19 protein-coding genes are annotated in these 21240 nt (G+C 57.9%); 12 read left to right on the top strand and 7 right to left on the bottom strand.

Annotated elements, in window-relative coordinates; translation table 11 throughout:
* The first annotated feature begins 19 nt into the window (after positions 1–19).
* From CR159_RS11300 to CR159_RS11260, 9 genes are all read left to right on the top strand, one after another.
* Entirely contained in the window at positions 20–1717 is a 1698-nt protein-coding gene (locus CR159_RS11300; RefSeq protein WP_102074055.1) for a thiamine pyrophosphate-binding protein, read from the top strand.
* Between the two features lie 14 nt (positions 1718–1731).
* Entirely contained in the window at positions 1732–2742 is a 1011-nt protein-coding gene (locus CR159_RS11295; RefSeq protein ID WP_369406251.1) for an aldo/keto reductase, read from the top strand.
* Between the two features lie 6 nt (positions 2743–2748).
* A complete protein-coding gene (locus CR159_RS11290) occupies positions 2749–3453 on the top strand; it encodes a GntR family transcriptional regulator (RefSeq protein ID WP_102074053.1) in 705 nt (234 codons plus the stop codon).
* A 72-nt stretch (positions 3454–3525) separates the two neighbouring features.
* Positions 3526–5220: a thiamine pyrophosphate-binding protein gene (locus CR159_RS11285; protein WP_102074052.1), complete on the top strand. Its 1695-nt coding sequence runs from the start codon at positions 3526–3528 to the stop codon at positions 5218–5220.
* On the top strand, positions 5217–6887 hold the full coding sequence (locus CR159_RS11280; RefSeq protein ID WP_158238532.1) for a GMC family oxidoreductase: 1671 nt from the start codon (positions 5217–5219) through the stop codon (positions 6885–6887). Before CR159_RS11285 ends, CR159_RS11280 begins: the two co-directional genes overlap by 4 nt.
* Before the next feature lie 25 nt (positions 6888–6912).
* Entirely contained in the window at positions 6913–7290 is a 378-nt protein-coding gene (locus tag CR159_RS11275; protein WP_102074050.1) for a carboxymuconolactone decarboxylase family protein, read from the top strand.
* Positions 7229–8299: a Bug family tripartite tricarboxylate transporter substrate binding protein gene (locus tag CR159_RS11270; RefSeq protein WP_102074049.1), complete on the top strand. Its 1071-nt coding sequence runs from the start codon at positions 7229–7231 to the stop codon at positions 8297–8299. Before CR159_RS11275 ends, CR159_RS11270 begins: the two co-directional genes overlap by 62 nt.
* Positions 8300–8407: 108 nt before the next feature.
* Positions 8408–9622 (top strand): MFS transporter, encoded by a 1215-nt coding sequence (locus tag CR159_RS11265; RefSeq protein ID WP_102074048.1) that lies wholly within the window; start codon positions 8408–8410, stop codon positions 9620–9622.
* Between the two features lie 425 nt (positions 9623–10047).
* Positions 10048–10959, top strand: a complete 912-nt coding sequence (locus CR159_RS11260) for a LysR family transcriptional regulator (protein WP_143705458.1) — start codon at positions 10048–10050, stop codon at positions 10957–10959.
* A 4-nt stretch (positions 10960–10963) separates the two neighbouring features.
* Here CR159_RS11260 and CR159_RS11255 read toward each other — a convergent pair whose 3' ends face one another.
* Both CR159_RS11255 and CR159_RS11250 read right to left on the bottom strand, forming a co-directional pair.
* Positions 10964–11731, bottom strand: a complete 768-nt coding sequence (locus CR159_RS11255) for an HpcH/HpaI aldolase family protein (RefSeq protein WP_102074046.1) — start codon at positions 11729–11731, stop codon at positions 10964–10966.
* Positions 11732–11742: 11 nt separating this feature from the next.
* Entirely contained in the window at positions 11743–12741 is a 999-nt protein-coding gene (locus CR159_RS11250) for a Bug family tripartite tricarboxylate transporter substrate binding protein (RefSeq protein WP_102074045.1), read from the bottom strand.
* 243 nt (positions 12742–12984) lie between these two features.
* On the opposite strand from CR159_RS11250, the gene CR159_RS11245 reads away from it, so the two are divergent.
* The gene (locus CR159_RS11245; RefSeq protein ID WP_102074044.1) at positions 12985–13959 is read left to right on the top strand and encodes a Bug family tripartite tricarboxylate transporter substrate binding protein; all 975 of its coding nucleotides are present in this window, start codon (positions 12985–12987) and stop codon (positions 13957–13959) included.
* 13 nt (positions 13960–13972) lie between these two features.
* Here CR159_RS11245 and CR159_RS11240 read toward each other — a convergent pair whose 3' ends face one another.
* Positions 13973–14890, bottom strand: a complete 918-nt coding sequence (locus CR159_RS11240) for an isocitrate lyase/PEP mutase family protein (protein ID WP_233208272.1) — start codon at positions 14888–14890, stop codon at positions 13973–13975.
* Between the two features lie 433 nt (positions 14891–15323).
* Between CR159_RS11240 and CR159_RS11235 the strand changes: the two genes are divergently transcribed.
* Positions 15324–15992, top strand: a complete 669-nt coding sequence (locus CR159_RS11235) for a cysteine hydrolase family protein (RefSeq protein ID WP_102074042.1) — start codon at positions 15324–15326, stop codon at positions 15990–15992.
* Positions 15993–16017: 25 nt separating this feature from the next.
* Positions 16018–16995: a Bug family tripartite tricarboxylate transporter substrate binding protein gene (locus tag CR159_RS11230; protein ID WP_102074041.1), complete on the top strand. Its 978-nt coding sequence runs from the start codon at positions 16018–16020 to the stop codon at positions 16993–16995.
* 48 nt (positions 16996–17043) lie between these two features.
* Here CR159_RS11230 and leuD read toward each other — a convergent pair whose 3' ends face one another.
* The 4 genes from leuD to CR159_RS11210 are packed head-to-tail and all read right to left on the bottom strand — an operon-like array spanning position 17044 to position 21119.
* Positions 17044–17670 (bottom strand): 3-isopropylmalate dehydratase small subunit, encoded by a 627-nt coding sequence (leuD, locus tag CR159_RS11225; RefSeq protein ID WP_102074040.1) that lies wholly within the window; start codon positions 17668–17670, stop codon positions 17044–17046.
* 4 nt (positions 17671–17674) lie between these two features.
* Positions 17675–19090 carry a 3-isopropylmalate dehydratase large subunit gene (gene leuC, locus CR159_RS11220; RefSeq protein ID WP_102074103.1) on the bottom strand — a complete coding sequence of 472 codons (1416 nt, stop codon included), beginning with the start codon at positions 19088–19090 and terminating at the stop codon, positions 17675–17677.
* A gap of 13 nt (positions 19091–19103) precedes the next feature.
* The gene (locus CR159_RS11215) at positions 19104–20108 is read right to left on the bottom strand and encodes an asparaginase (protein ID WP_102074039.1); all 1005 of its coding nucleotides are present in this window, start codon (positions 20106–20108) and stop codon (positions 19104–19106) included.
* Positions 20109–20114: 6 nt separating this feature from the next.
* Positions 20115–21119 carry a Bug family tripartite tricarboxylate transporter substrate binding protein gene (locus CR159_RS11210; RefSeq protein ID WP_102074038.1) on the bottom strand — a complete coding sequence of 335 codons (1005 nt, stop codon included), beginning with the start codon at positions 21117–21119 and terminating at the stop codon, positions 20115–20117.
* Between the last annotated feature and the right edge of the window lie 121 nt (positions 21120–21240).

Raw genomic sequence — 21240 nt, 5'->3', positions numbered from 1 at the left:
GACGAAAAGAGAGCGGAATATGACCACTGATATCGTGAACACAGGCGCCTACTTCCTGGCGCGCGCGCTTAAGCAGCACGGGGTAACTCGCGCCTTCGGGCTATGCGGCGACCATATCAACTCACTGTACCGGGCCGCAGCGCTGGAAGGCATCGAGATTATCGGTACGCGCAGCGAGTCTGGTGCAGTTCATATGGCGGATGCCTGGGCGCGGGTAACCGGTACACTGGGCGTTGCGTTCGTCACGGGGTGTCCCGGGCATACCAATGCGCTCACCGGTATGGCGGTAGCCACGAACGCAACATCTCCGGTCCTGGTGATTTCAGGACTCACACCAACAGATCAGCGGGAACGCGGTGGCTCCCAGGTACTGGAGCAGGGGGATCTCGCGCGACCGGTCGCGAAGTGGTCCCTCGAGGTTCCTTCGTCGGAGCATCTGGCCGAAATGGTCGTCAAGGCCATTCAAATTGCTACGACAGGATCCCCTGGCGCCGTGAGCCTCTCCGTCCCCGCGGATGTACTGGATCTTCCCGTCACCTCCGCACCGCGTGACTATCCCGGCGACCATGTACGTGATGTTGTCAGGCGTAAGCCGGTTCGCCCGAATGTGAGCCTGCAGGCTGAAGTACTGGATGATATCGAACAGCTTCTGAAGGCGGCCAAAACGCCTATCATGATTCTTGGTAGCGGCGCGCGACATACGGTCACTGACGACCTTCAGCGAGCCATAACGCGGCTGGGTATTCCGGTATTTACGATCGATCAGGCGCGAGGGCTGGTTCCCGATGACGGACAGAACTGCTTTGGCTACGCGGATCCGTTCTTTAATCGGATTTTTCGTGCGGCGATACGGGCCGACACCATACTCCTGGTTGGCAGCACCATCGACTTTCATACATGCTTCGGCCGAGAGCAACTCATCAAGCCCGATGTCAATATTATTCAGATCAGTGACGATGCAACACACCTGAATCGCTGCCGTCAAAACCAGCTATCGGTACTAGGCCCGCCTAGTCCGGTGCTCGTCGAGCTGGCTGACAAATTGAATGTAGCCCCGGAGGCATGGGTGACGTGGCGGAATGAGCTCAAAGAGCAGTTTGCAGCAGAAAAGGGTGACTGGGCCGTGCAGGCGGAGAAGCATGCCGCGGTAGACGATTCCATCCACCCGCTGCAGGTGTGTCGCAGCCTCGATCGCCACCGTACCTCCGATACGGGCATCATCATAGACGCCGGTGATTTCGTTCACTGGCCGCGCGCCTATTTCTCTGCACTTGCACCAGGGCGATGGATGGACGCCGTTCTAATCGGCAATCTGGGTGGCTCTTTACCGCTGGGTATAGGAAGCCAGATCGCACATGATGCCGGGCAGACGTGGGTCTTCATCGGCGACGGCGGGTTCGCTTTCTATTCCTGGGATCTTGAGGTCGCGGTGCAAAAGCAGCTGCCCATCAAGATCATTCTAGGCAATGATGCCGCGTGGGGTATCGAGAAACGTTTACAGCTCAATGAGTATGGCGCCCACGTCGGATGTGAGTTGGCCCGTATCCGTTACGATCGCTTCGCGGAGATGATGGGTGCCAAGGGCTTTCATGTGGATCGTGTCCAGGACCTCGACGCAGTCATCGACGAATTCATTGCGGCACCGGGGCCGGCTTTACTCAACGTCGGCATTCGCGAAATGGCCAGTCGCCCCTTGGCTGACTTCCGTCGTTACTAGGCTACTACCCTTCTATGGAGCGCCCAAGCGGCGATGCGTTAATGGACTTTGCGAATATAGGTTGTTCTCCGCTCAAGGCCTCCAGGGTAGGTCTTGGCTGTATGGCTCTAACGGGCGTCTACGGCGAGATTAGCGTTACCCAGGCCAGGGAGGTCCTCCTTGCCGCCGTCGATGCGGGTATCAATTTCTTTGATACCGCGGATGTATACGGCAACGGAGAAAATGAGCGTCTTATCGGCGAGACGCTTCGGCCTGTGCGCAACAAGGTCATCATAGCGACCAAAGGCGGGGCGACGCGGGATCAAGACGGTAAGCAAACCAATGACGGGTCGCCCGCTTATCTACGGCAGGCATGCGAGGCCAGCCTCAAGCGGCTGGGCGTCGAACGCATAGACCTATACTACTTGCATCGTATCGATCGGGCGGTTGCAATAGAGGATTCGGTCGGTGAATTAAGCCGACTGGTAGAGGAAGGGAAAATAGCTGCGATAGGGCTTTCTGAAACTAATGTGCACACGCTGCGGCGTGCACACCTTGTCCATCCGATCGCTGCACTGCAGACTGAGTATTCGCTCGCATGCCGCTTTCCGGAAGAGGAAATCCTGCCGGTCTGTCGCGAGCTGGGCGTCTCGTTTATTGCATATAGCCCACTCGGGAGGGGTTTGTTGAGCGGAAGTTTGCCAGGCAATCGCGAGTTTGCAGAAGGCGATATGCGGCGCAACATTCCGCGGTTTCAGAATGAAAACCTGGGGTCCAACCTTAAGACAGCGGCGAGGTTGCGTGAATTGGCTGCGGAGCTTGATCTCGAGCCGTCGCAGCTGGCGCTCGCGTGGGTTATGTCGCACCCGACACAACCTTTGGTAATACCGGGAACGCGTGATCCTGTTCGAGTACGCGAGAATGCGCAGGCGGCGATGATCGCGCTTCCCCGCTCGGTGATCGACACGCTTGATGTACTATTTGCAGCTGGCATCATACAAGGCGAGCGTCACACCGCGCATATGCTTTCGCGAACTGGGCTCTAGGCATCAATGAATAGTCGTTTTTCCCCCGAACGTACGCTGCGTACTTTACCGCTACAAATTTCCGACCAGATTGCTGAAACAATTCTGGATGGGGGTTTCATGCCTGGCGAACGCTTGAGGGAAACAGAACTGGCCGAATCGTTCCAGGTAAGCCGCGCCACCATCCGCGAGGCGTTGCGGCTGCTGGAGCAACGAGGCCTGGTGAAAATCCGGCCACAGCACGGCGCCCATGTCACCAAGCTTTCAGTGAAAGAACTGGAAGATCTTTTCGAGGTTCGTGCCAGCCTGCTTTCCAGCGCCTCGCGTCTTGCCGCCGAACATTCGAACTCCAAAGACATCGCCAAGTTGCGCTCGTTACTGACGCGACTCGAAGCGAATGTCGGCAACACCGCGAAGTACACGGCATTGAGTGGAGAAACAGTATCCACCATCGCCGCTCTCTCGCAAAACGAGGTGCTCGCGTACTACATCAGCGACTTTGCCCAACGAATTGGCCGCTATGTCCGCATGGGCTTGCAGGATGAAGGTCGTCGCCGTGTGTCGCTCAAGATGTGGAAACGATTGGTCGATGCAATCGAAAGCGGTGACGGACAAGAGGCGGCCGAAGTTCACCGTCGGCTGGCACTGGCTAACCGTAGCGGTGCGCTCAAGGTCTTTCTTGGTGAAAGCCAGGACGCAACGCGCACCGGATCCGAAATAACCCAAGACTGAAGTAAAAATCCCCAAGTGAATAAGACATCGACTATAATGTCGACATTAGTAAAATCAACAACGGAGTAGTATATGACTTCAATGACAGGTGGCGCAGCGGTAGTGGAAAGCCTTAAGGCGCAGAACGTAGATCACGTATTCGGCCTGATCGGCTCGGCCGGCATGGAAATTTTTGACGCGCTTTACGATTCAGACGCCATACGCTTTATTGGTGTGCGCGATGAGCGTACCGGGGTTCACATGGCTGACGGCTATGCCCGTGCATCCGGCCAAGCCGGCGTCTTTCTTGCCGGACAGAATGGGCCCGGCGCCACCAACCTGGTCACCGGCCTTGGCCAGGCTTATGCCGCTTTTTCTCCGGTGGTTGCGTTGGCAGGATCGCTTTCGTCCGCCCATATCTACCGGGACGCTTTCCAGGAAGTCGATCAGCAGGCTTTATTCAAGCCCATTACGAAGAAAACCTTGACGCTTACGCATACCAACCGTATTCCGGAGATGATGCGCGAAGCGTTTCGAACGGCGTTGTCCCCTCGACGCGGGCCGGTATTGCTCAATCTTCCCAGGGATCTGCTCGCCGAAACGGCGGATTTTGCAGAGGGCTTTGATAACAAGGGAAGGAGCTTTACAGGTGGCTTCACGGGGGATATCGAACAAATCGGGAATGCCGCGAAACTGCTCATGAACGCCGCACAACCGCTCATATTGGTGGGCGGTGGCGTAAAGAACACGCGCTGCCATGCGGTCGTAGAGCGGCTGGCTGAACGGCTCAATGTGCCTATCGTGATGTCTCCCGGGCATGGCGACGCTATTCCTGCCGGCCATTCGCTTTATGCAGGTCAGGTCGGCCCTCGCGGCAATAGCGTGGCGTCAGACTTGATGAAGCGTGCCGACGTGATTCTGGCGCTCGGGACCCGGATCGGCTTCAACACGACTTTCTACACCTACGACAATCTCAATAAGGATGCCGCGATCATCCAGGTTGACGAGGACCCGGGCGCGATCGGACGCTTCTTCCCGGTCGAGATCGGCATCATGGGTTCTGCCGCCAATGTCGCAAGCGAACTGGAAAAACTGCTGGCCCATCACAAGCCCGAACTCTCCGTCAACGCCTGGACGGATGCATTCAAGCAAGCGCGTAGCGACTTCATTAGTGAGCGCAAGAAGAGCAGCAGCGAGGCCACGACTCCGATCAAACCGGCCTTCCTGTTCAACGTCATGCGGGAGATCATGCCGGAAGACGCGATGTACACCATGGACGCCGGTACGCTTTGCCTGCAGGCGACAGATGCATTGAATTACGGCATGACCCCGTCGCTCTTCACCCCCCTGGATTTCGGACTTGTCGGGTTCTCGTATGCATGTGGGCTTGGCATCAAGCTGGCGTGCCCGGAGCGTCCGGTCATCAGCCTGATGGGCGACGGCGGTTTCGGCATGACTACCAGCGAAATCGGGACTGCGGTCCAGTACGGCATCAACACCGTCTGCGTCGTCATGAATAACGGATGCTGGGGTGCCGAAAAGGCCTATCAGCGTGATTTCTTCGGTGAGCGATATATTGGCGCGGATGTTCCTAATCCGGCCTATGACAAGCTGGCCGAACTATGGGGTGCTAAAGGATACCGCGTTGAAAAAGCCGAGGATCTCGCTGCGGTCCTGAAGGAAGCAATTGCATGCGGCCGGCCCGCCATCGTCGATGTGAAGATGGATCCGAACGCGCTCTACAGCTTTCGCCGCGACTCCTTCAAGCACCGGGCGGCCAAGTCATGATGCCACGGGAAGAAGAACAGTACGACTTCATCGTCGTCGGAGCTGGATCCGCCGGTTGTGCGTTGGCTTATCGACTGACCGAAAGCGGCCGTAATCGCGTACTGCTGCTCGAAGCGGGTGGCAAGGACGACAACGTCTGGATCCATGTTCCGCTGGGGGTTGGCAAGCTGCTGACTAACAGCAAGTACGTATGGAAGTTTGAGACCGAGCCGCAAGAAAGCATGAAACAACAGCGGATCTACTGGCCCCGCGGAAAAGTCCTTGGGGGTTCCAGTGCCCTGAACGGTATGGCTTATGTTTGGGGTGATCCGAAAGAATACGATTCGTGGCAGCAGCTTGGTGTGAGCGGGTGGTCGTTCAACGACCTATTGCCCTGCTTCAAGCGGCTAGAGAAAAATGTCTATAGCAGCAGTCCCAATCGCGGCAAAGACGGACTGGTGCCGATACTTGACCGGGCTGCGGTCGACACAGACCCGATTTCCGACGCCTATATTGAAGCGTGTCGCCAAGCCGGCATCCCGACGACCGCCGACTATAACAGTGTGGACTATGAGGGCGTTCGCTATCTCGAACAGAACGCGCTCAACGGCAGGCGCTGGAGTTCCGCGGTATCGTACCTCAAGCCCGCGCTTAAACGGCCCAACCTCGTGGTGCGCACCAACGCCATCGTGCAGCGAGTATGCATCTCGAACAAGCGCTGCGTAGGCGTTGACTACCATTGGCAAGGCAAGGTCATCCGTGCCGGCACCAAGGGAGAAGTCATTCTTTGCGCCGGCGCGATCCAGTCTCCACAGCTACTCGAGCTATCCGGGATTGGGCGTCATGGGGTGCTCGAGGCGGCAGGCGTCGCGTTGCAACATGAACTGCCTGCAGTCGGTGAAAACATGAGTGATCACCTCCAGGTGCGATGCGCTTTCCGTAGCCATCTATCAGGCACCATCAACGATTTGATGCACAGCCCTCTGACCAAGGTGCTAGTCGGCCTGCAGTATCTGCTGACCCGCAAGGGTCTGCTGGCCAGCACCTCGTCGACCGCCCATGCGATCGCCCGTACACAAGACACCTTGGGCCACCCGGACGTCATGGTGCGCATCTACCACATCAGTGGCAAAGATCGGTATTCAAGATCGCCGGGAGCGGGAATAGATCCCTGGTCTGGCTTCTCGATTGGCGGCTTCAAGCTCTATCCCAAGTCCCGCGGCTCAGTGCATGTCAGGTCAGCCGACCCACTGATTGCCCCTGTCATTCAACCCAACTACCTTCAAGATCAGGAGGATCAGGAAACAGTAGTCGGGCTGCTACGACTGATCCGGAAGATCTCTATCCAGTCCGCTTTCGCATCGGTGATCGAATCCGAACAACGCCCAGGCCCGGCTGTGGACAGCCATGACGAATTGCTGGATTACGCCCGGCAAATCGGCCAGACGGCTTGGCACACCGTCGGAACTTGCCGGATGGGTGCAAACCCTGAATCGTCGGTGGTGGATTCGCGCCTACGGGTACATGGGATTGCCGGACTACGCGTCGCCGATATTTCGGTTATGCCCACTATCGCATCATCGAACACCCACGCCCCCGCCATGATGATAGGCGAGCGCGCCGCGGACTTCCTCCTGGAAGATGCGGCCCACCTGAAAAGCGCTGCTGCAAATGCCAGCGTTGCATGACTTGAATCATGGAGGAAACATTCAAATGCAGGAAGCAAACAAGACTGCCACACCGCTCTGCGAAGAGCACATCGCCAAGGGCGACTGGAACCCCTTGTGGGACCAGATGCGAGCCCTGGACCCGGAGTTCATGGAAGCCTATCTGAACTTTAGAAGTGTGCCCCATAAAAATGGCCCGCTACCCCAGAAGTTCAAGGAACTGATCATGGTGGCCATCAATGCCGCCACGACGCACTTATATGCGCCCGGAGTCCGCCGTCACATGAAGAACGCGCTTAAAGCGGGCGCAACGCGTGAGGAGATCGTGGAGGTGATACAGCTGACCACGGTCATGGGCATTCATGCCTGCAATCTTGCGATTCCGATTCTCATGGAAGAGCTCGAATCAGCAGAAAAACAATAAGCAGAAATCGATTTTAGAACCAACACCCGGAGGTGAGTATATGTTGTGGAAGACAAGATTTGTGAAATTGGCGGCTTTTTCCATTGGAGTCGGTTTCGGCAGCATGGCAGTCGCACAGCAAGCCGTCAAAATCGAGCAGCCCGTCAAGGTAATCGTCCCCTTCAGCCCAGGCGCGCTGATCGACCTCATTGCGCGCATTTATTCGGACGAGCTGTCCAAGAAAATCGGCCAGCCTGTCGTTGTCGAGAATCGGCCGGGTGCAGGCGGCACCGTTGGGACCCAGCGCCTATTGAACGAAAAGCCGGATAGCAATACCTTGCTATTCGTCTCGTCGTCATACGCGGTGGCGCCCTCGGTACAAAAGAATCTCCCGTACGACACGGAAAAGGACCTCTCAGGGGTAATTCAGATTGCCTACTCACCGACCTTGCTCGTGGTGAACTCGAAAAGCCCCTACAAAAACCTGCAAGACCTTATCACCGCAGGGAAAAAGCAAGATAGCCACTTAAACTATGGATCCGCCGGCATGAACTCCGCCACTGATTTGGTGGGCAGGTATTTCACGCAGCAAACGGGAACCACAATCACCCACATTCCATACAAGGGAGTGCAAGAGGGTGTATCGGAAGTGGTTGCAGGACGCATTGATGTGTCCTTCCCGCCCATCGCATTGGCATTACCTTTCATCAAGTCCGGGCAACTGCGCGCGCTGGGCGTGACAAGCATGGAGCGGTCGGAATCGCTGCCGGATGTACCGACCTTGCACGAACAAGGCGTAAAGGACTTCGATTATGCGATTTGGTATGGCGTCATTATGAATGGTCGGACAGACGCATCCGTAAAGGCGTACTTTGCACAGCAGTTAGAGGAAATCAACAAAGATCCGAATGTCAGGAAGCAGCTCGAGAGCCAGGGCCTAGTGCCAAAATCTGTACAGTTAACCGACTTCGACAAATATATCTCGGGGGAGATAAAGAAGTTTGGCAGCATCGTCACTCCAGTCCCTTAGTGTTATCTGATTGCCGGGGTGCATCCATAAGGGACCGTATTTTAAGTTAGAGTAGAGTCCCTTCGTTCGCTCCGCAAGACCCCGGCAAAAAGACCTAAGAGACTCTCAATGACAAAGGCAGTACCTGGCTGGCTTGTACCCATAGCGGCCATTTTCGTTCTGCAAACCACATCATCATTCCTGGCACGGTTCATTCCTATTATTGCGCCGGCAGTGTCTGAAGAGTTTCGATGGGACGGCAGTTCCATCGGCTACCTGACGGCAGCCAATTCACTCGGTGGCTTGGCGATTCTGATTGGGGGCTCAACCTTGCTCAAGCAAGTGGGCGGGATGCGCACCTTGCAATTGAGTCTGGTGCTGGGTGCCGCCAGCATGGCGTTTTTTCTGCATTCCAGCTTGGGCATTGCGCTGGTCGCATGTTTCATAATGGGGCTTAGCAATGGTGCGGCAAACCCGGCCGGCAGTGAAGTCCTGCAACGGTACTCTCCTCCCGGGAAACGCAATCTTATCTTTTCCATCAAGCAGGCCGGAGTCCCTTTAGGGGGCGTGATAGCGGGGCTGATCATTCCTGCCATGGTTGCCCCGGCGGGGTGGCGGGTCGCCTTGTTTGTCTGTGCGCTTCTGGTCATCGTGCCGACGCTGGCCACTTGGCGCATAAGCGCTCGATTGGATGAAGCCCCGAAATCGGGACGCTGGCGGATCTCCATGCCGAATTTGCAGTCGCTGCATAAATTGCGTGTGCCTTTGCAATCGTTATTGGACAATCCCGGCCTGTGGAGAATGTCCATTGTCGGAAGCCTGTTTGCGGTTTCCCAAACCTGTTGGTTCACGTTCACCGTTATCTATCTGATCGACGCACTGGGATTTTCGCTGGGGCTCGCTGGTGTCGTATTTGCCGTTATGCAAGCGGGTGGCGTGATCGGGCGTATTGCGTTGGGATGGCTTTCCGATTACCTGGGCTCGGCCACTGCATCGTTGTCGGTCGCGGCGATATTGTCGGCAACGACGACGGTGCTGTTGGGCTTGAGCGGTCCTGAATGGCCGATATGGACCATTATCGTGCTGGCGTTTGTCGCCGGATGCTCGGCAGCAAGTTGGAATGGCGTGCAGATTGCCGAGGTGGCGCGTCGCTCACCGCCCGGCATGATTTCCGAAACGGCTGCGGGTTCCAGCATTCTGGTGAATGTGGTCAATATGCTGGTGCCGACCGCTTTCGCCGCCTTTGTAGCGTTCAGCGGCCGCTATGATCATGCCTTCGGATTCGCCGGAGCTTGTACCTTACTGGTTCTTGTTTTTCTGCCGCGGGATAAGCCGGTTCAATAAGCTCGGACTCGCGCTACCGCATGTGCGGCGACGGGACAAGGCAGAAGCGAAGGTTAATCTGCGCGGCCGCGCTGATCCTCCAGAGAATCAAAACGTATAGCCTAACTCTCGCATGACTTCAGCAAACATGTCGTTCCTCCTGTGTAAGTCGGCTTTTACCGCATTATAGGTAGCTAACGGCGGGTATGCGAGATGTCATAAGAGTGGCCTCACAGAATATTGAACAGCTTTATGGAGTGTTCTACCCGGACTCGATGACCGTATCGCTCATAGGTCAGCCCGCAATTCTGCGGGTCTTCAAATCCGGTATGGCAAGCAAACCTAGCCAGCCTTCTCGCGTAGCTATATAGTGTGACGTCCGGTAAACACATTTTTTCGTGGGCCGCCTCGACGGTGCAGCTGATGCTGTCCTGCTTATTTTTGCCATGAAACTTCCTTTCGACCTACAACAGCTTCAGTGTTTTGCGATGCTGGCGGACACGCTGCATTTTGGCCATGCGGCCCAGCGTCTGCACATGACGCAATCGCCGCTGAGCCGACAGATCGCATTGCTTGAGGAACGACTGGAAGTCAAGCTGTTCATCCGTCATAACCGTTCGGTCTCGTTAACGCCAGCGGGCACATTCCTGCTGCACGAAGCACGGGCTATCCAGCATCGCGCGGGAGAGGCAGCTGCCAAGACGCAGTTGGCAGCTCGCGGAGAACAGGGCACTCTCGTCATCGGGTTTACGTCGTCGGCGGCGTTCGAATTGGTGCCCCGGCTGGTGCAGCGGCATCACGAGCAGTATCCGGGCGTCAGTTTCGTTTTCAAGGAACTGCTGATCGAAGAGCAACTGCGTATGCTGCACGAGGCTGCGCTGGATGTGGCCCTGGTTCGTCCGCCGGTGGATCCGACCCAGTTCGAGTCGCATCTGGTGATGAAGGATCGCTGGGCACTGGCGATACCCGCTGGTCACGCACTAAGCGCTTTACCCAAGGTGCCGATGCGTCAGCTCGATGGGACGTCAATGATCGCCTGGTCGCCGCATTCTCCGTACTTCCACTTGATGCTCGAGAGGCTTTACGAGGCGCATGGCGTGTTTCCCCGGAATATCGTCTCGATGTCGCAGATCATTGCCATGTTGGGTATGGTGCGTCGTGGCGTAGGATTAGCAGTGGTGCCTTACGCGGCCGCGATGCATGCGGTTGAAGGCATCGTTATTCGGCCCTTGCAAATTGACCGCAAGTGGGAGGAAGAGGCCGCGCTGCAGATCGTACTGGCGTGGCGCCGCCACGAACACGATGCCACCGTGCACAGATTCGTGGAGACCGCCAAGCATTGCCTCTCCATACCTTGATCTTTCAAGCGACAGCCTCGAGAAGCTGCCGGGTGTCGGCCAATTGTTGGCTCATGCCTTGCAGGAAAAGGCGCAGGTCGTTCTGTAAGGTGGCGATATGGAAGCCGGCAGCCAGCATGTTCGCCACCATTTGGGCCGAGCCGCATGCGATGCCGCAGATCTTGCCGGCCGCCTTAGTGCGCGCCAGGATGTGGTCGATATGGCTTTGCACCTCGGCGCGGGGGATGGCCTGGGCAGGGTAGCCCAATGCTAGCGCGAGATCGTTGGGCCCCACATAGACGCCTGAGATGCCGGGCACGGCCAGGATCTCGTCAATGTTGCGCAGGCCCGCCTCGGTTTCCACCATGGGAAGAATCACGAGGCCTTCACGGGCTTGGTCCATGTAATCGTCGCCGATGCTGATCATCGCCCGGTGCGGGCCGAACGAGCGCATGCCAAGCGGCGGATAGTGACAGCAGCGCGCGAGTTGTTCCGCCTGGGCGCGATCATCGATCATCGGGCAGATAATGCCCTGGAAACCGGCGTCGAGCGCTTTCATGAGGATGCCGGGCTCGTTCCATGGCACCCGGCAAAGAGCAGGGACACCGCGACCATCAATGGCCTGCAACACACGCAGTGCATCTGAGAAGTCCTGAACGCCATGCTGCAGATCGACCGTGAGGGCGTCGAATCCTGCGACGGCCATAGCTTCGCCCAGCAGGGGCGAACCGGACGAGCACCAGCCCATCACCACACCGCCCGGCCGGCGGCACATTGTAGAAAGATCAAGCATGATGTATGCGCCTATAGAGGTTCGATGCCGGCATCGGTAGCCACCTTGCGCCACAGAGCTGTGTTGTCGTGCAGTTCGTTGTTGAACACGGCGGCCGTGCTGCCCACCGCGTCCAGACCGGAGGCACGCATGTCCTGTTTCATTTGTTGTGTGTTCATGACGGCGACCACTGCTTGTTCCAGGGTCTTGATGACGGCGTCCGGCGTTCCCTTGGGCGCCCACAGACCTTGCCAGCTTTCGATGCCGAAGCCCGGGTAGCCTTGTTCGGCCACGGTCGGTATGTCAGGAAATTCGGGCGCGCGCTTACGACCGAACACGGCCAGCACCTGTGCGTTGCCGGCCTTCACCTGGCCCTGGGCCAGCGCAGGGCCCTCCATGGTGGCATGGATGCGGCCGCCGATGATGTCCGCCCAGGCAGCCGGCGTGCTCTGGTAGAGAATGGGTGCAATCTTCGCGCCCGTCACTTGGTTCAGGTGTTCGAACACCAGGGTTGTCGCGCCGGAAGGAGAGCCATAGAACACTTCGCCGGGCTTGGCCTTGGATAGATCTACGAGGCCCTGGAGCCTGCCGCCTGGAATGTTGTTGGCGCCGACCAGCACGTTATTGCTGGATGCAATCAGTGAGATGGGCTCGAAGCCGCCGATGGGGTCGAACTTGAACCCCTTGATCAACATGGGGGCCGCTACGAAGCCGCTGGTCGAGAAGAGCAGGGTGTAGCCATCGGGTTTGGCACGCGACACCAAGTCCGCGCCGATAGCTTGTCCGGCGCCTGGCTTGTTCTGGACAACGACGGGTACATTCAAGTGCCCGCTCAATCCGCGGGCAAGGATGCGTGCCGATGTGTCGGCCACCCCGCCAGCGCCAATAGGGACAATCAGGGTGATGGTCTGGGTGGGGTACGGATCTGCGGAGTTGGCGTGGGCGATAGTAGTCGCGGCGACGGGCATTACCGCTGTGAGGCACAGTGCCAATTTACCGGCGAGTGACGTCAAAAGTCGGCTTTCCATCATGATGGTTCGTCTCCTGTATGGTCTTCACGGCATTACGGCCCGTTGTGTCAGCGCGAGAGGTGCGACCCATTATAGGAAGCGGCGCTCCGCCGAGTCCAACTCAAAAAAGGACAGGAATGAGCCAATTCTTAGGTAGCATCAGGGTCGGAATGAATGTACCAACCTTTTTCAAGTCGTCGCATTCCCGAAAAAGCGGACGGTGAGTAATTCGTGATATATAAGCCAGTCAACAGGAGACAAACGATGAATTTGATGACAAGAATACTTTCAGCATGCACTCTATCGGCTGTTACGGCCACTGCGGCGTTCGCGCAAAATGCCGACTACCCTAATCAACCTATTAAGATAGTAGTCCCCTTCGCACCCGGCGGCTCGACCGATACGCTGATACGCATGATCGGCCCCGAGCTGGCCGAAAAGTTAGGGAAAACAGTCGTTGTGGAAAATAAGCCGGGCGCGTCAGCAACCCTGGGCGCGGGCTATGTGGCCAGGGCTCAGCCCGACGGACACACCTTGCTTGCCGCATCGGCTCACCATACGATTGCACAAGCGGTGCTTCCCAAGCTTAATTATCATATCGAGCAGAGCCTGACGCCTGTCGGCACGATCGCGTTGGTGCCGAATATGGTCGTGGTCAACAGTTCACTTGGCGTCAATAACGTCGATGAATTCGTGGCGTTGACCAAAGCGCATCCCGATCGCTACAACTATGGGTCGGCGGGAACAGGTTCTGCGCATCACTTGATAGGTGAAATGTTCAAAATGCGAACCGGCGCGCAACTCACTCACATTCCTTACAACGGCAGCGCACCAGCGGTACTCGGCCTCCTGTCGGGGCAGGTGTCTGTCATGTTCGATACGGTGACATCAGCCTTGCCTCATGTGCAGGCCGGTTCGACCACGGCGTTGGCGGCCACCACCGGAAAACGATCCAGTGCTTTGCCTGACGTGCCCACCTTGGCGGAAGCGGGCTTGACGGGTTTTGATGTTGGTACCTGGTTCGGGCTGATGGTGCCTGCTGGAACCGACCCCCAAATCGTGCAACGTCTGAACCGCGATGTCATGGCGATCATCAACGACCCGACGTTCCAGAAAAAGCTCTTGGCGCAGGGCATTGAGCCGATGAGCAGTACGGCCGACGAGATGAAGCAGCGGATTTCGACTGAAGTTCAAGAGTTCGGGGACTTGGCTGCGAAAGCTAACTTGAAAGCCGAATAGCAGGGGGTTGACCTCATGATCCGCGCAGGCGCTCTTCGGTAGAAATCCATTTTTCGTATTCGAACAGCGACCATAACTCTCGGTGCGTGAGCATGCCTGGCGTCGACGCCGAGGTGGTCCCCGCCGCTTTCAGGTCTTTCAGCATCTCCGCGCCGGCATGAGTGAATCGGCGGGTCAGTGCGTTGGGGTAGATGGCCATTGAAAACCCCAGCTCCGCCAATTGTGTTGCCGTCAAAATGGGGCTGCGGCCGCCTTCGACCATATTGGCCAGCACCGGTGCCGATACATCTTTTGCGATCGTGGCCATCTCGCTTCCGTCTTCAGGGCTTTCCACGAAGATCATGTCTGCACCGGCCTGCACGTATCGATTTGCACGGTCAATCGCGTCATCCAGCCCGTGATCGGTTCGGGCGTCGGTGCGCGCAATGATGAGAAGGTCCGGGTCTATGCGCGCGTCAACCGCTGCTTTGATGCGCCCTTCCATTTCAGAGGCTGCCACCAAGTTTCGTCCGCCTTCGTGACCGCACTTCTTCGGCCACGCTTGATCCTCGATCTGTATGCCCGACATGCCGGCACGTTCAAAGTCTCGGACTGTCCGGATTACGTTCAATGGGCCGCCGTAGCCGGTGTCGGCATCGACAATGACCGGTATGGAGACCACGTCGGCTATGCGCGAGGCACGGTCCAGGATCTCAGAGAACGACATCAACCCCACATCCGGTGCGCCCAGCATGGACATGGACATGCCCGAGCCGGTCAGGTACACCGCGGGAAAACCGGCTTGTTCCACCAGCCTGGCGCCAATGCAATCGTAGGCTCCCGGTGCGACAAGAAACTGCTTTGCGTCGATGCTTTGCCGCAATTGGGCATTTCTGCCTGAGGTCTGGCGTAGGCCCAAGGGGTAGGATTGGTTGGGGCGTGGTGCTGTCACGTATTCTCCGCAATACTTATGTAGGAAACTTCTATTGGTCGAATTGTTTCTTTTCAGATTACGCGTGCCGTTCTTGTAGTGTCAAGGCCCGCTTTCCGTTGCCCTATATCTCGCTTTTCTCATGGTTGACCCAATCCACGTTGGGAGTTTGTTGCCCCTGAAGCACGGCACAGACAGGCATTTCATGTCGGCTTTTGAGAGGGCGCAGGTACCGGCGGATGGCGTGTGTTGCGGCGCCCGCAGCCTCTTCCAAAACCTCTGCCCAGGGCGTTATTCGCCTCCTTCTTCATAAAAAATACTCACTCGTTAAGAAAGAAATCATTGATTTTCCTTTTTGTACCAGGGGCTTATATTGAACTGGACGACTGGGCCGTGGTCGACAGCACGGCGTGCGGCAGATGTGCCGCCGAAAACTTTTTACCGGAGGAGCAAGATGAGAGAGATCAATGGCGTTGCCGTCCTGGACACTTTGCAGGAACTGACGGACCCCAAGCATACGGCTCTGGTCGTTGTGGACATGCAGAATGACTTTTGTCACGCCGACGGCCACTTTGCCAAGCACGGCAAGAATGTAGGAGCCATCACCGCCATTGTCGAGCCTACGGTTCGCTTCGTGAGGCGCGCCCAGGAACTGGGCATATTCGTGGTGTTCATCCAGCAGCAGACCCTGCCGAACGGGCGTAGTGACTCACCGTCGTGGTTGCGCTTCAAGTGCCGTGATGGGAAGTCGTCGGAGTACACCCTGAAGGACTCCTGGGGCGCCGAGTTTGTTGAAGGCCTGGTGCCCACGGATCGCGACGCGATCGTGCCCAAGTATCGTTCCGATGCTTTCGTCGACACCACCCTGGATGCCGTATTGCGCACCCAAGGCATCCAGACGGTGGTGGTGACCGGTACGACGACGGAGGGCTGTGTCGAATCGACGATTCGCGGTGCGTCTTATCACGACTACTACGTCGTTCCGGTCGAGGATCTGATAGCAAGCCCTAACCTCAAACTACATGAGAACTCACTTGAGTTGCTGAACGCCCGTTACCCCGTCGCCACGTCTGCAGACGTGATAGCGGCGTGGGAGGCCGGTATTTCGGCCGGCAATCAATAAATAACCAGACGGAGGAACAACGACCATGAAGATCAATCTTGCAGCATTCGCTCTGGCATTATGTGTGGGAACCACCGCCGGTGTTGCGCAGGCGTCGGCCGACAACTACCCCACCAAACCCGTTTACCTGGAGGTCGGTTTCGCGCCCGGCGGGCCCACCGATATTATCGCGCGCCTGGCTGCGCAACATTTGGGCGATGATCTCGGCCAATCTTTCATTGTTGAAAACAAAGCCGGCGCGGGCGGCAACATTGCGACGAACAATGTGACCAAGTCCCGTCCGGATGGCTACACCGGTTTGGTGGCAAGTATCAACCTCACCATCAACCCTTTCATGACCAAGGGGCTATCGTCCGATAGTCCGCGTGATCTTGCGCCCGTGAAGATCCTGGCGAATGCTCCCACCGTACTGGTGGTCCGTAATGATTTTCCCGCCGCGAATTTCCAGGAGTTCCTGAAAGAGGTAAAGGCGAAGCCGCACGAGTACAACTCCGCCGCGCATGGCTCGTCGCCGCTTTTGGCAACGATTCTGTTCTATCAGCAGACAGGCGCCCAGATCGTGCCGGTGCCGTACAAGGGGGCCGCTCCGGCAATGATCGACCTGATCGCGGGACATGTGGATCTCTCGTTTGCAACACTGGGTTCCGTCATGCCGCATATCAATAGCGGCAAGCTTCGTACTCTCGCGGTTGCCGCACCTAAGCGCTTGCCCAGCATGCCCGACGTCCCCACCTTTGCCGAACTGGGCATGGAGGACTTCAAGTTTGATTCATGGGTCGGCTTGTTCCTGCCCCGTGGCGTGCCCGATCATGCAATCTCGACGTTGGAACAATCCCTGGACAAGCTCGTCGCTTCCAAAAGCTACCAGGCACAGATCGCGGAAGCCGGTTTCTCGCCGTTTGAAAGCGATCCGGCTTCATTTGCGGCGATCATCGAAAAGGAGCTCGTCCTCTACAAGGAATTGGTGGAGGCAGCCAAGGCGAGCGAAGCGTCCAGGCCTTGAGCACAGTAAAGTTTGAAATTGTTCAGGCAGGGCGATGGGTAAGCTCATTTACCGCCCTGGGCCGGATGCGCGGGTCCACGGATATACAGTCTCATACTTATCAATGAAACTCGCAATTTGTTCGGTGTGACTCAGGCTGAGCTCGAGGTCATCCACGCCTTTCAGCATGCAGGTGCGCCAGAATGGATCCATGTCGAAGGCATGCCCGGATCCGTCAGGAAAGACAATGCGCAACTCAGACAGGTCGACCTCCACGCTCTCACCCGGGTTGTCCACGAGCATTTCTCGCAGCCTGTGCACCAGCGACGGGTCCAACCGAACGGGGACGATTCCGTTCTTCAGGCAGTTGTTATAGAAAATATCGCCAAAGCTCGGCCCGATGAGGGCCCGCACACCGAAGTCCTGTAGCGCATAGACGGCTCCTTCGCGCGATGAGCCGCAACCAAAGTTATCGTCGGTAATCAGGACCGAAGCCTGATTGAATGGTTCGCGGTTCAAGATGAAGGCGGGGTTCGTAGCGCCGTCAGGTCCATATCTGAGATCATGGAACAGGAAAGAACCATATCCTTTGGCGCGATTCGCCTTCAGGAAGCGCCCGGGGATGATCTGGTCCGTATCGATGTTGCTCCCCTCGATGGCGGCGGCGATTCCCTTTACACAAACAAATGGCTGCACGGCCTTACCTCATTAATTCACGTACATCGGTCAACTTTCCTCGTATCGCCGCCGCAGCCGCCATGGTGGGGCTCAACAGATGGGTACGGGAACCAGCTCCCTGGCGACCGACGAAATTGCGGTTGGATGTGGAGGCGCAACGCTTGCCGGCGGGGACGATATCGCCGTTCATCGCCGCACAAAGCGAACAACCGGGTTCCAGCCACATCAGTCCGGCGTCCTTGAAGATCAGATCCAGGCCTTCCGCCTCGGCGGCCTGCTTGACCTGTGCGGAGCCTGGCACCACCATTCCGGGTATTACCGCCTTGCGTCCTCGCAGCACGGCCGCCGCGTCGCGGAGATCTTCCAGGCGGCTGTTTGTGCAGGAGCCAATGAAAACCATGTCGATCGCGATGTCGTCGAGCCGCCGTCCGGCTTGCAGCCCCATGTAATCCAGCGCTGCCTGCAGTGTCTTGCGTCGTTGCTCGTCAGGCTGCTCGGCGGGGTCCGGCACAACACTGTTGATGCCGGCGACGTGTTCGGGACTCGTGCCCCATGTGACCATGGGGGCGATGTCGCCTGCGTCGATCTCGATCTCGCGGTCAAAGCGAGCATCCAGGTCGGAACGCAGCAGACGCCAATCTGTGAGGGCCGCTTCCCAAAGTGCGCCTGACGGGGCGTAGGGGCGTCCCTTCAGGTAGGCATACGTGGTCTCGTCAGGCGCGACGATACCGCAGCGCGCGCCCGCTTCGATGGACATATTGCATATCGTCAGGCGCTCTTCCATCGACATCGCCTCGATGCAAGGCCCTGCATACTCGATGGCGTAGCCGGTGGCGCCACCGGCGCCTATCATGCCGATGATGGACAGGATCACATCTTTTGCGGTGACCCCGTGTCCGCGGGAACCGGTCACGTTGATTCGCATCACCTTGGGGCGACGCTGCCACAAAGTCTGCGTGGCCAGCACATGGGCGTTCTCGGATTGACCGATGCCAAACGCGATCGCACCGAGTGCGCCATGGGTCGAGGTATGGCTATCACTGCAAACCACGATGAAGCCCGGCAGGGTGATGCCTTGTTCCGGGCCGACGACATGGACGATGCCTTGCCTGTCGTCGTCGAGTGGGAAGTGGTTCACACCTGCCCATTTCATGTTCCGATCGAATGTCTCGATCATCTGGCGCAACTCCGGCGTTGCCGCGGCTTCAGCCGAACGCCCGGCCGTGGGGACATAGTGATCGGGCATGCCGAACACCTGGTCGGGCCGGGCTACCGTCAGCCCGCGCTTGCGCAGGTCGGCGAAGGCATGGAATGAGCCCTCGTGGATGAAGTCGCGATCCACGTATAACAGCGAGGGACCCGCATCCGGGCGATGGATCTCGTGCCGGTCCCAAATCTTGTCGAAGAGCGTCCTACCCGCCTTTCCCCTGGCCTGCATGTGATCACCTCTTTCACGCATCGAACAGCTCGGTCAGCTCCACCGAGGTGTTCTTCCCATTCTGCAGCGCCAGCATCAGAAGGACGCGCGACTTCCAGGGCGAAAGATCGTTGCTCAACACGGCGCCGGCGTCGACCAGCCTTTGTGATGAGCCGTCGAAACCATAGCCCGGCCGGGTGCCTCCCCGAGGTATCCGGGTCGACACTACGACAGGAATTCCGCGGTCGATGGCGCGCACCACGGCGTCGAACATGGGCCCGTTCAGATGCCCCGATGCGACGGCCTGCACCACAATGCCGCCTGGCTCAAGATCTGCCGCGGCATCCAGCAAGGCGCCATCCGCGCCCGCATACATGCAAACGATCTCCACCCGCGGCAATGCTGCGCCTTTCGCCAGGGGCAAATGCAGCCGGCGCAAGGGTGCCCGATGGAATCGGACGCGGTCCCGGACGATGCTGGCCAGGTAACCCCACTCGCCAGACTGGAAGGTCTCGACGTCGACGGTATGCGTCTTTGTCACCTCCCGGGCGGCGTTGACGTGGGAATTGAGCGTGACCAATACCCCCTTGCCACGGGCGTCGGGGTGCTGGCACAGCAGTAGCGCGTTATACAAGTTACGCGGCCCGTCGGTGTCGTACTCGGAAGTGTTGCGCTGCGCCCCGATCACGACCACCGGCTTGTCCGTCTGGATGGACAGGTCGAGAAACCAGGCGGTTTCTTCCAGTACCGCAGTGCCATGGGCAACGACCACGCCGGCGATGTCATCGCGAGCCAGCTGCGTCTGGATCGTGTCATGCAGCTGACACCAGTGCTCCGGCGTGATGTGGGGAGAAGAGACCCTGGCGACCTCGTGGAGTTCGATGTCGACCTGCGGGAGCTCGCCCACTGCGGAGAGCGAGGATACGAGCTCACGCCCGTCAAGCACCGGCATGGCCAACCCCGTGGACGGGTCGATCTTGGAAACAATGGTGCCGCCGGTGGTGACCAGGGCACAGCGGATACGCTCAGTGAGGCTCATATCACTTTAGTCCAATTGAATGTCTGCTTCACGCACGACCTCGCCCCATTTCTTGATTTCGGCGCTGACGAAAGCTCCGAAGTCTTGTGGCGTACCGCCGCCAGGCTGGGCGCCCAGGCTCTCAAGCTGCTTCCTGACCTCTGGAAGCAGCAGGATGCGGTTGATCTCTTTGTTCAGTTTGTCGATGATGGCAGGCGGCGTTCCGGCAGGGGCTGCCAAGCCGTTCCAGGACAGGACGTGGAAATCGGGGAGGCCGGCCTCTTTCATTGTCGGTACATTAGGCAGGTCTGGAAGCCGTTTCGCCGAGGCGACCGCAATCGGTCGCAGGCGGCCGCCCTCCATGTGAGGCATGACGCCCAGCGAGGTCTTGAATCCCATGTCGACGGTGCCGCCCAATACGTCCTGCAAGGCGGGTGTGGCACCTTTGTATGGCACGTGCAGCAGATCGATTCCGGTGCGCAACTGGAGCATTTCTCCAGCCAGGTGCGGAGACCCACCCACGCCGGAAGAAGCAAAGCTGTATTTGCCCGGATTCGCCTTGGCCAGCTTGATAAGCTCGTTCAAGTCGTTCGCCGGCACGTTGGCGTTAACCACCAGGACGCTGGGCGCAGCCATGAGCTGGATAATGGGCGCGAGGTCCTTTTCCGTGTCGTATCTGAGGTTCTTGTAGACCGACATATTGGTGGCATTGGCAATGGTTTCGATTAGCAGCGTGTAGCCGTCGGGTTTGGAACGCACGACAAACTCAGTGGCGATGTTGGAGCCGGCCCCCGCTTCGTTCTTGACGACCACGGGCTGGCCGAAAGCGCGCCCCAAGTGCTCGGCGATGACGCGCGCCAGGATATCGGTGGCCCCACCGGGCGGAAAGCCGACGACCATTGTGATGGGGCGATTGGGGTAATTTGCCACGTCTGGTGCTTGCGCCTGTGCCGGTGCTCCGATGGATAGGGCGGCAACGCCGATCGCCCAGGCCGCTGTCCAACCAGCCAGCTTGCGAATTTGAATCTTCATGCTGTCTCCTTTGATATTGATAGCTTAGATGATTGCGATAACTTAGCGGGACGACTGGTAAAAGAAAAGCGATTGTTCCTTGTTATATAGGTAAAAGAAACTCACCAAGTGACGGTTTCCC

The sequence above is a fragment of the Pollutimonas subterranea genome, from assembly GCF_002849655.1.
Lineage (GTDB): Bacteria > Pseudomonadota > Gammaproteobacteria > Burkholderiales > Burkholderiaceae_B > Pollutimonas > Pollutimonas subterranea.
The sequence above is the reverse complement of the archived record's forward strand: the minus strand, read 5'-3'. Positions and strand labels throughout refer to the sequence as shown.

Excerpts from the sequence above, each read along its gene's own strand:
- CR159_RS11300 (WP_102074055.1), top strand. The coding sequence starts at position 20 with ATGACCACTGATATCGTGAACACAGGCGCCTACTTCCTGGCGCGCGCG.
- CR159_RS11295 (WP_369406251.1), top strand. The coding sequence starts at position 1,732 with ATGGAGCGCCCAAGCGGCGATGCGTTAATGGACTTTGCGAATATAGGT.
- CR159_RS11290 (WP_102074053.1), top strand. The coding sequence starts at position 2,749 with ATGAATAGTCGTTTTTCCCCCGAACGTACGCTGCGTACTTTACCGCTA.
- CR159_RS11285 (WP_102074052.1), top strand. The coding sequence starts at position 3,526 with ATGACTTCAATGACAGGTGGCGCAGCGGTAGTGGAAAGCCTTAAGGCG.
- CR159_RS11280 (WP_158238532.1), top strand. The coding sequence starts at position 5,217 with ATGATGCCACGGGAAGAAGAACAGTACGACTTCATCGTCGTCGGAGCT.
- CR159_RS11275 (WP_102074050.1), top strand. The coding sequence starts at position 6,913 with ATGCAGGAAGCAAACAAGACTGCCACACCGCTCTGCGAAGAGCACATC.
- CR159_RS11270 (WP_102074049.1), top strand. The coding sequence starts at position 7,229 with ATGCCTGCAATCTTGCGATTCCGATTCTCATGGAAGAGCTCGAATCAG.
- CR159_RS11265 (WP_102074048.1), top strand. The coding sequence starts at position 8,408 with ATGACAAAGGCAGTACCTGGCTGGCTTGTACCCATAGCGGCCATTTTC.
- CR159_RS11260 (WP_143705458.1), top strand. The coding sequence starts at position 10,048 with ATGAAACTTCCTTTCGACCTACAACAGCTTCAGTGTTTTGCGATGCTG.
- CR159_RS11255 (WP_102074046.1), bottom strand. The coding sequence starts at position 11,731 with ATGCTTGATCTTTCTACAATGTGCCGCCGGCCGGGCGGTGTGGTGATG.
- CR159_RS11250 (WP_102074045.1), bottom strand. The coding sequence starts at position 12,741 with ATGATGGAAAGCCGACTTTTGACGTCACTCGCCGGTAAATTGGCACTG.
- CR159_RS11245 (WP_102074044.1), top strand. The coding sequence starts at position 12,985 with ATGAATTTGATGACAAGAATACTTTCAGCATGCACTCTATCGGCTGTT.
- CR159_RS11235 (WP_102074042.1), top strand. The coding sequence starts at position 15,324 with ATGAGAGAGATCAATGGCGTTGCCGTCCTGGACACTTTGCAGGAACTG.
- CR159_RS11230 (WP_102074041.1), top strand. The coding sequence starts at position 16,018 with ATGAAGATCAATCTTGCAGCATTCGCTCTGGCATTATGTGTGGGAACC.
- leuC (WP_102074103.1), bottom strand. The coding sequence starts at position 19,090 with ATGCAGGCCAGGGGAAAGGCGGGTAGGACGCTCTTCGACAAGATTTGG.
- CR159_RS11215 (WP_102074039.1), bottom strand. The coding sequence starts at position 20,108 with ATGAGCCTCACTGAGCGTATCCGCTGTGCCCTGGTCACCACCGGCGGC.
- CR159_RS11210 (WP_102074038.1), bottom strand. The coding sequence starts at position 21,119 with ATGAAGATTCAAATTCGCAAGCTGGCTGGTTGGACAGCGGCCTGGGCG.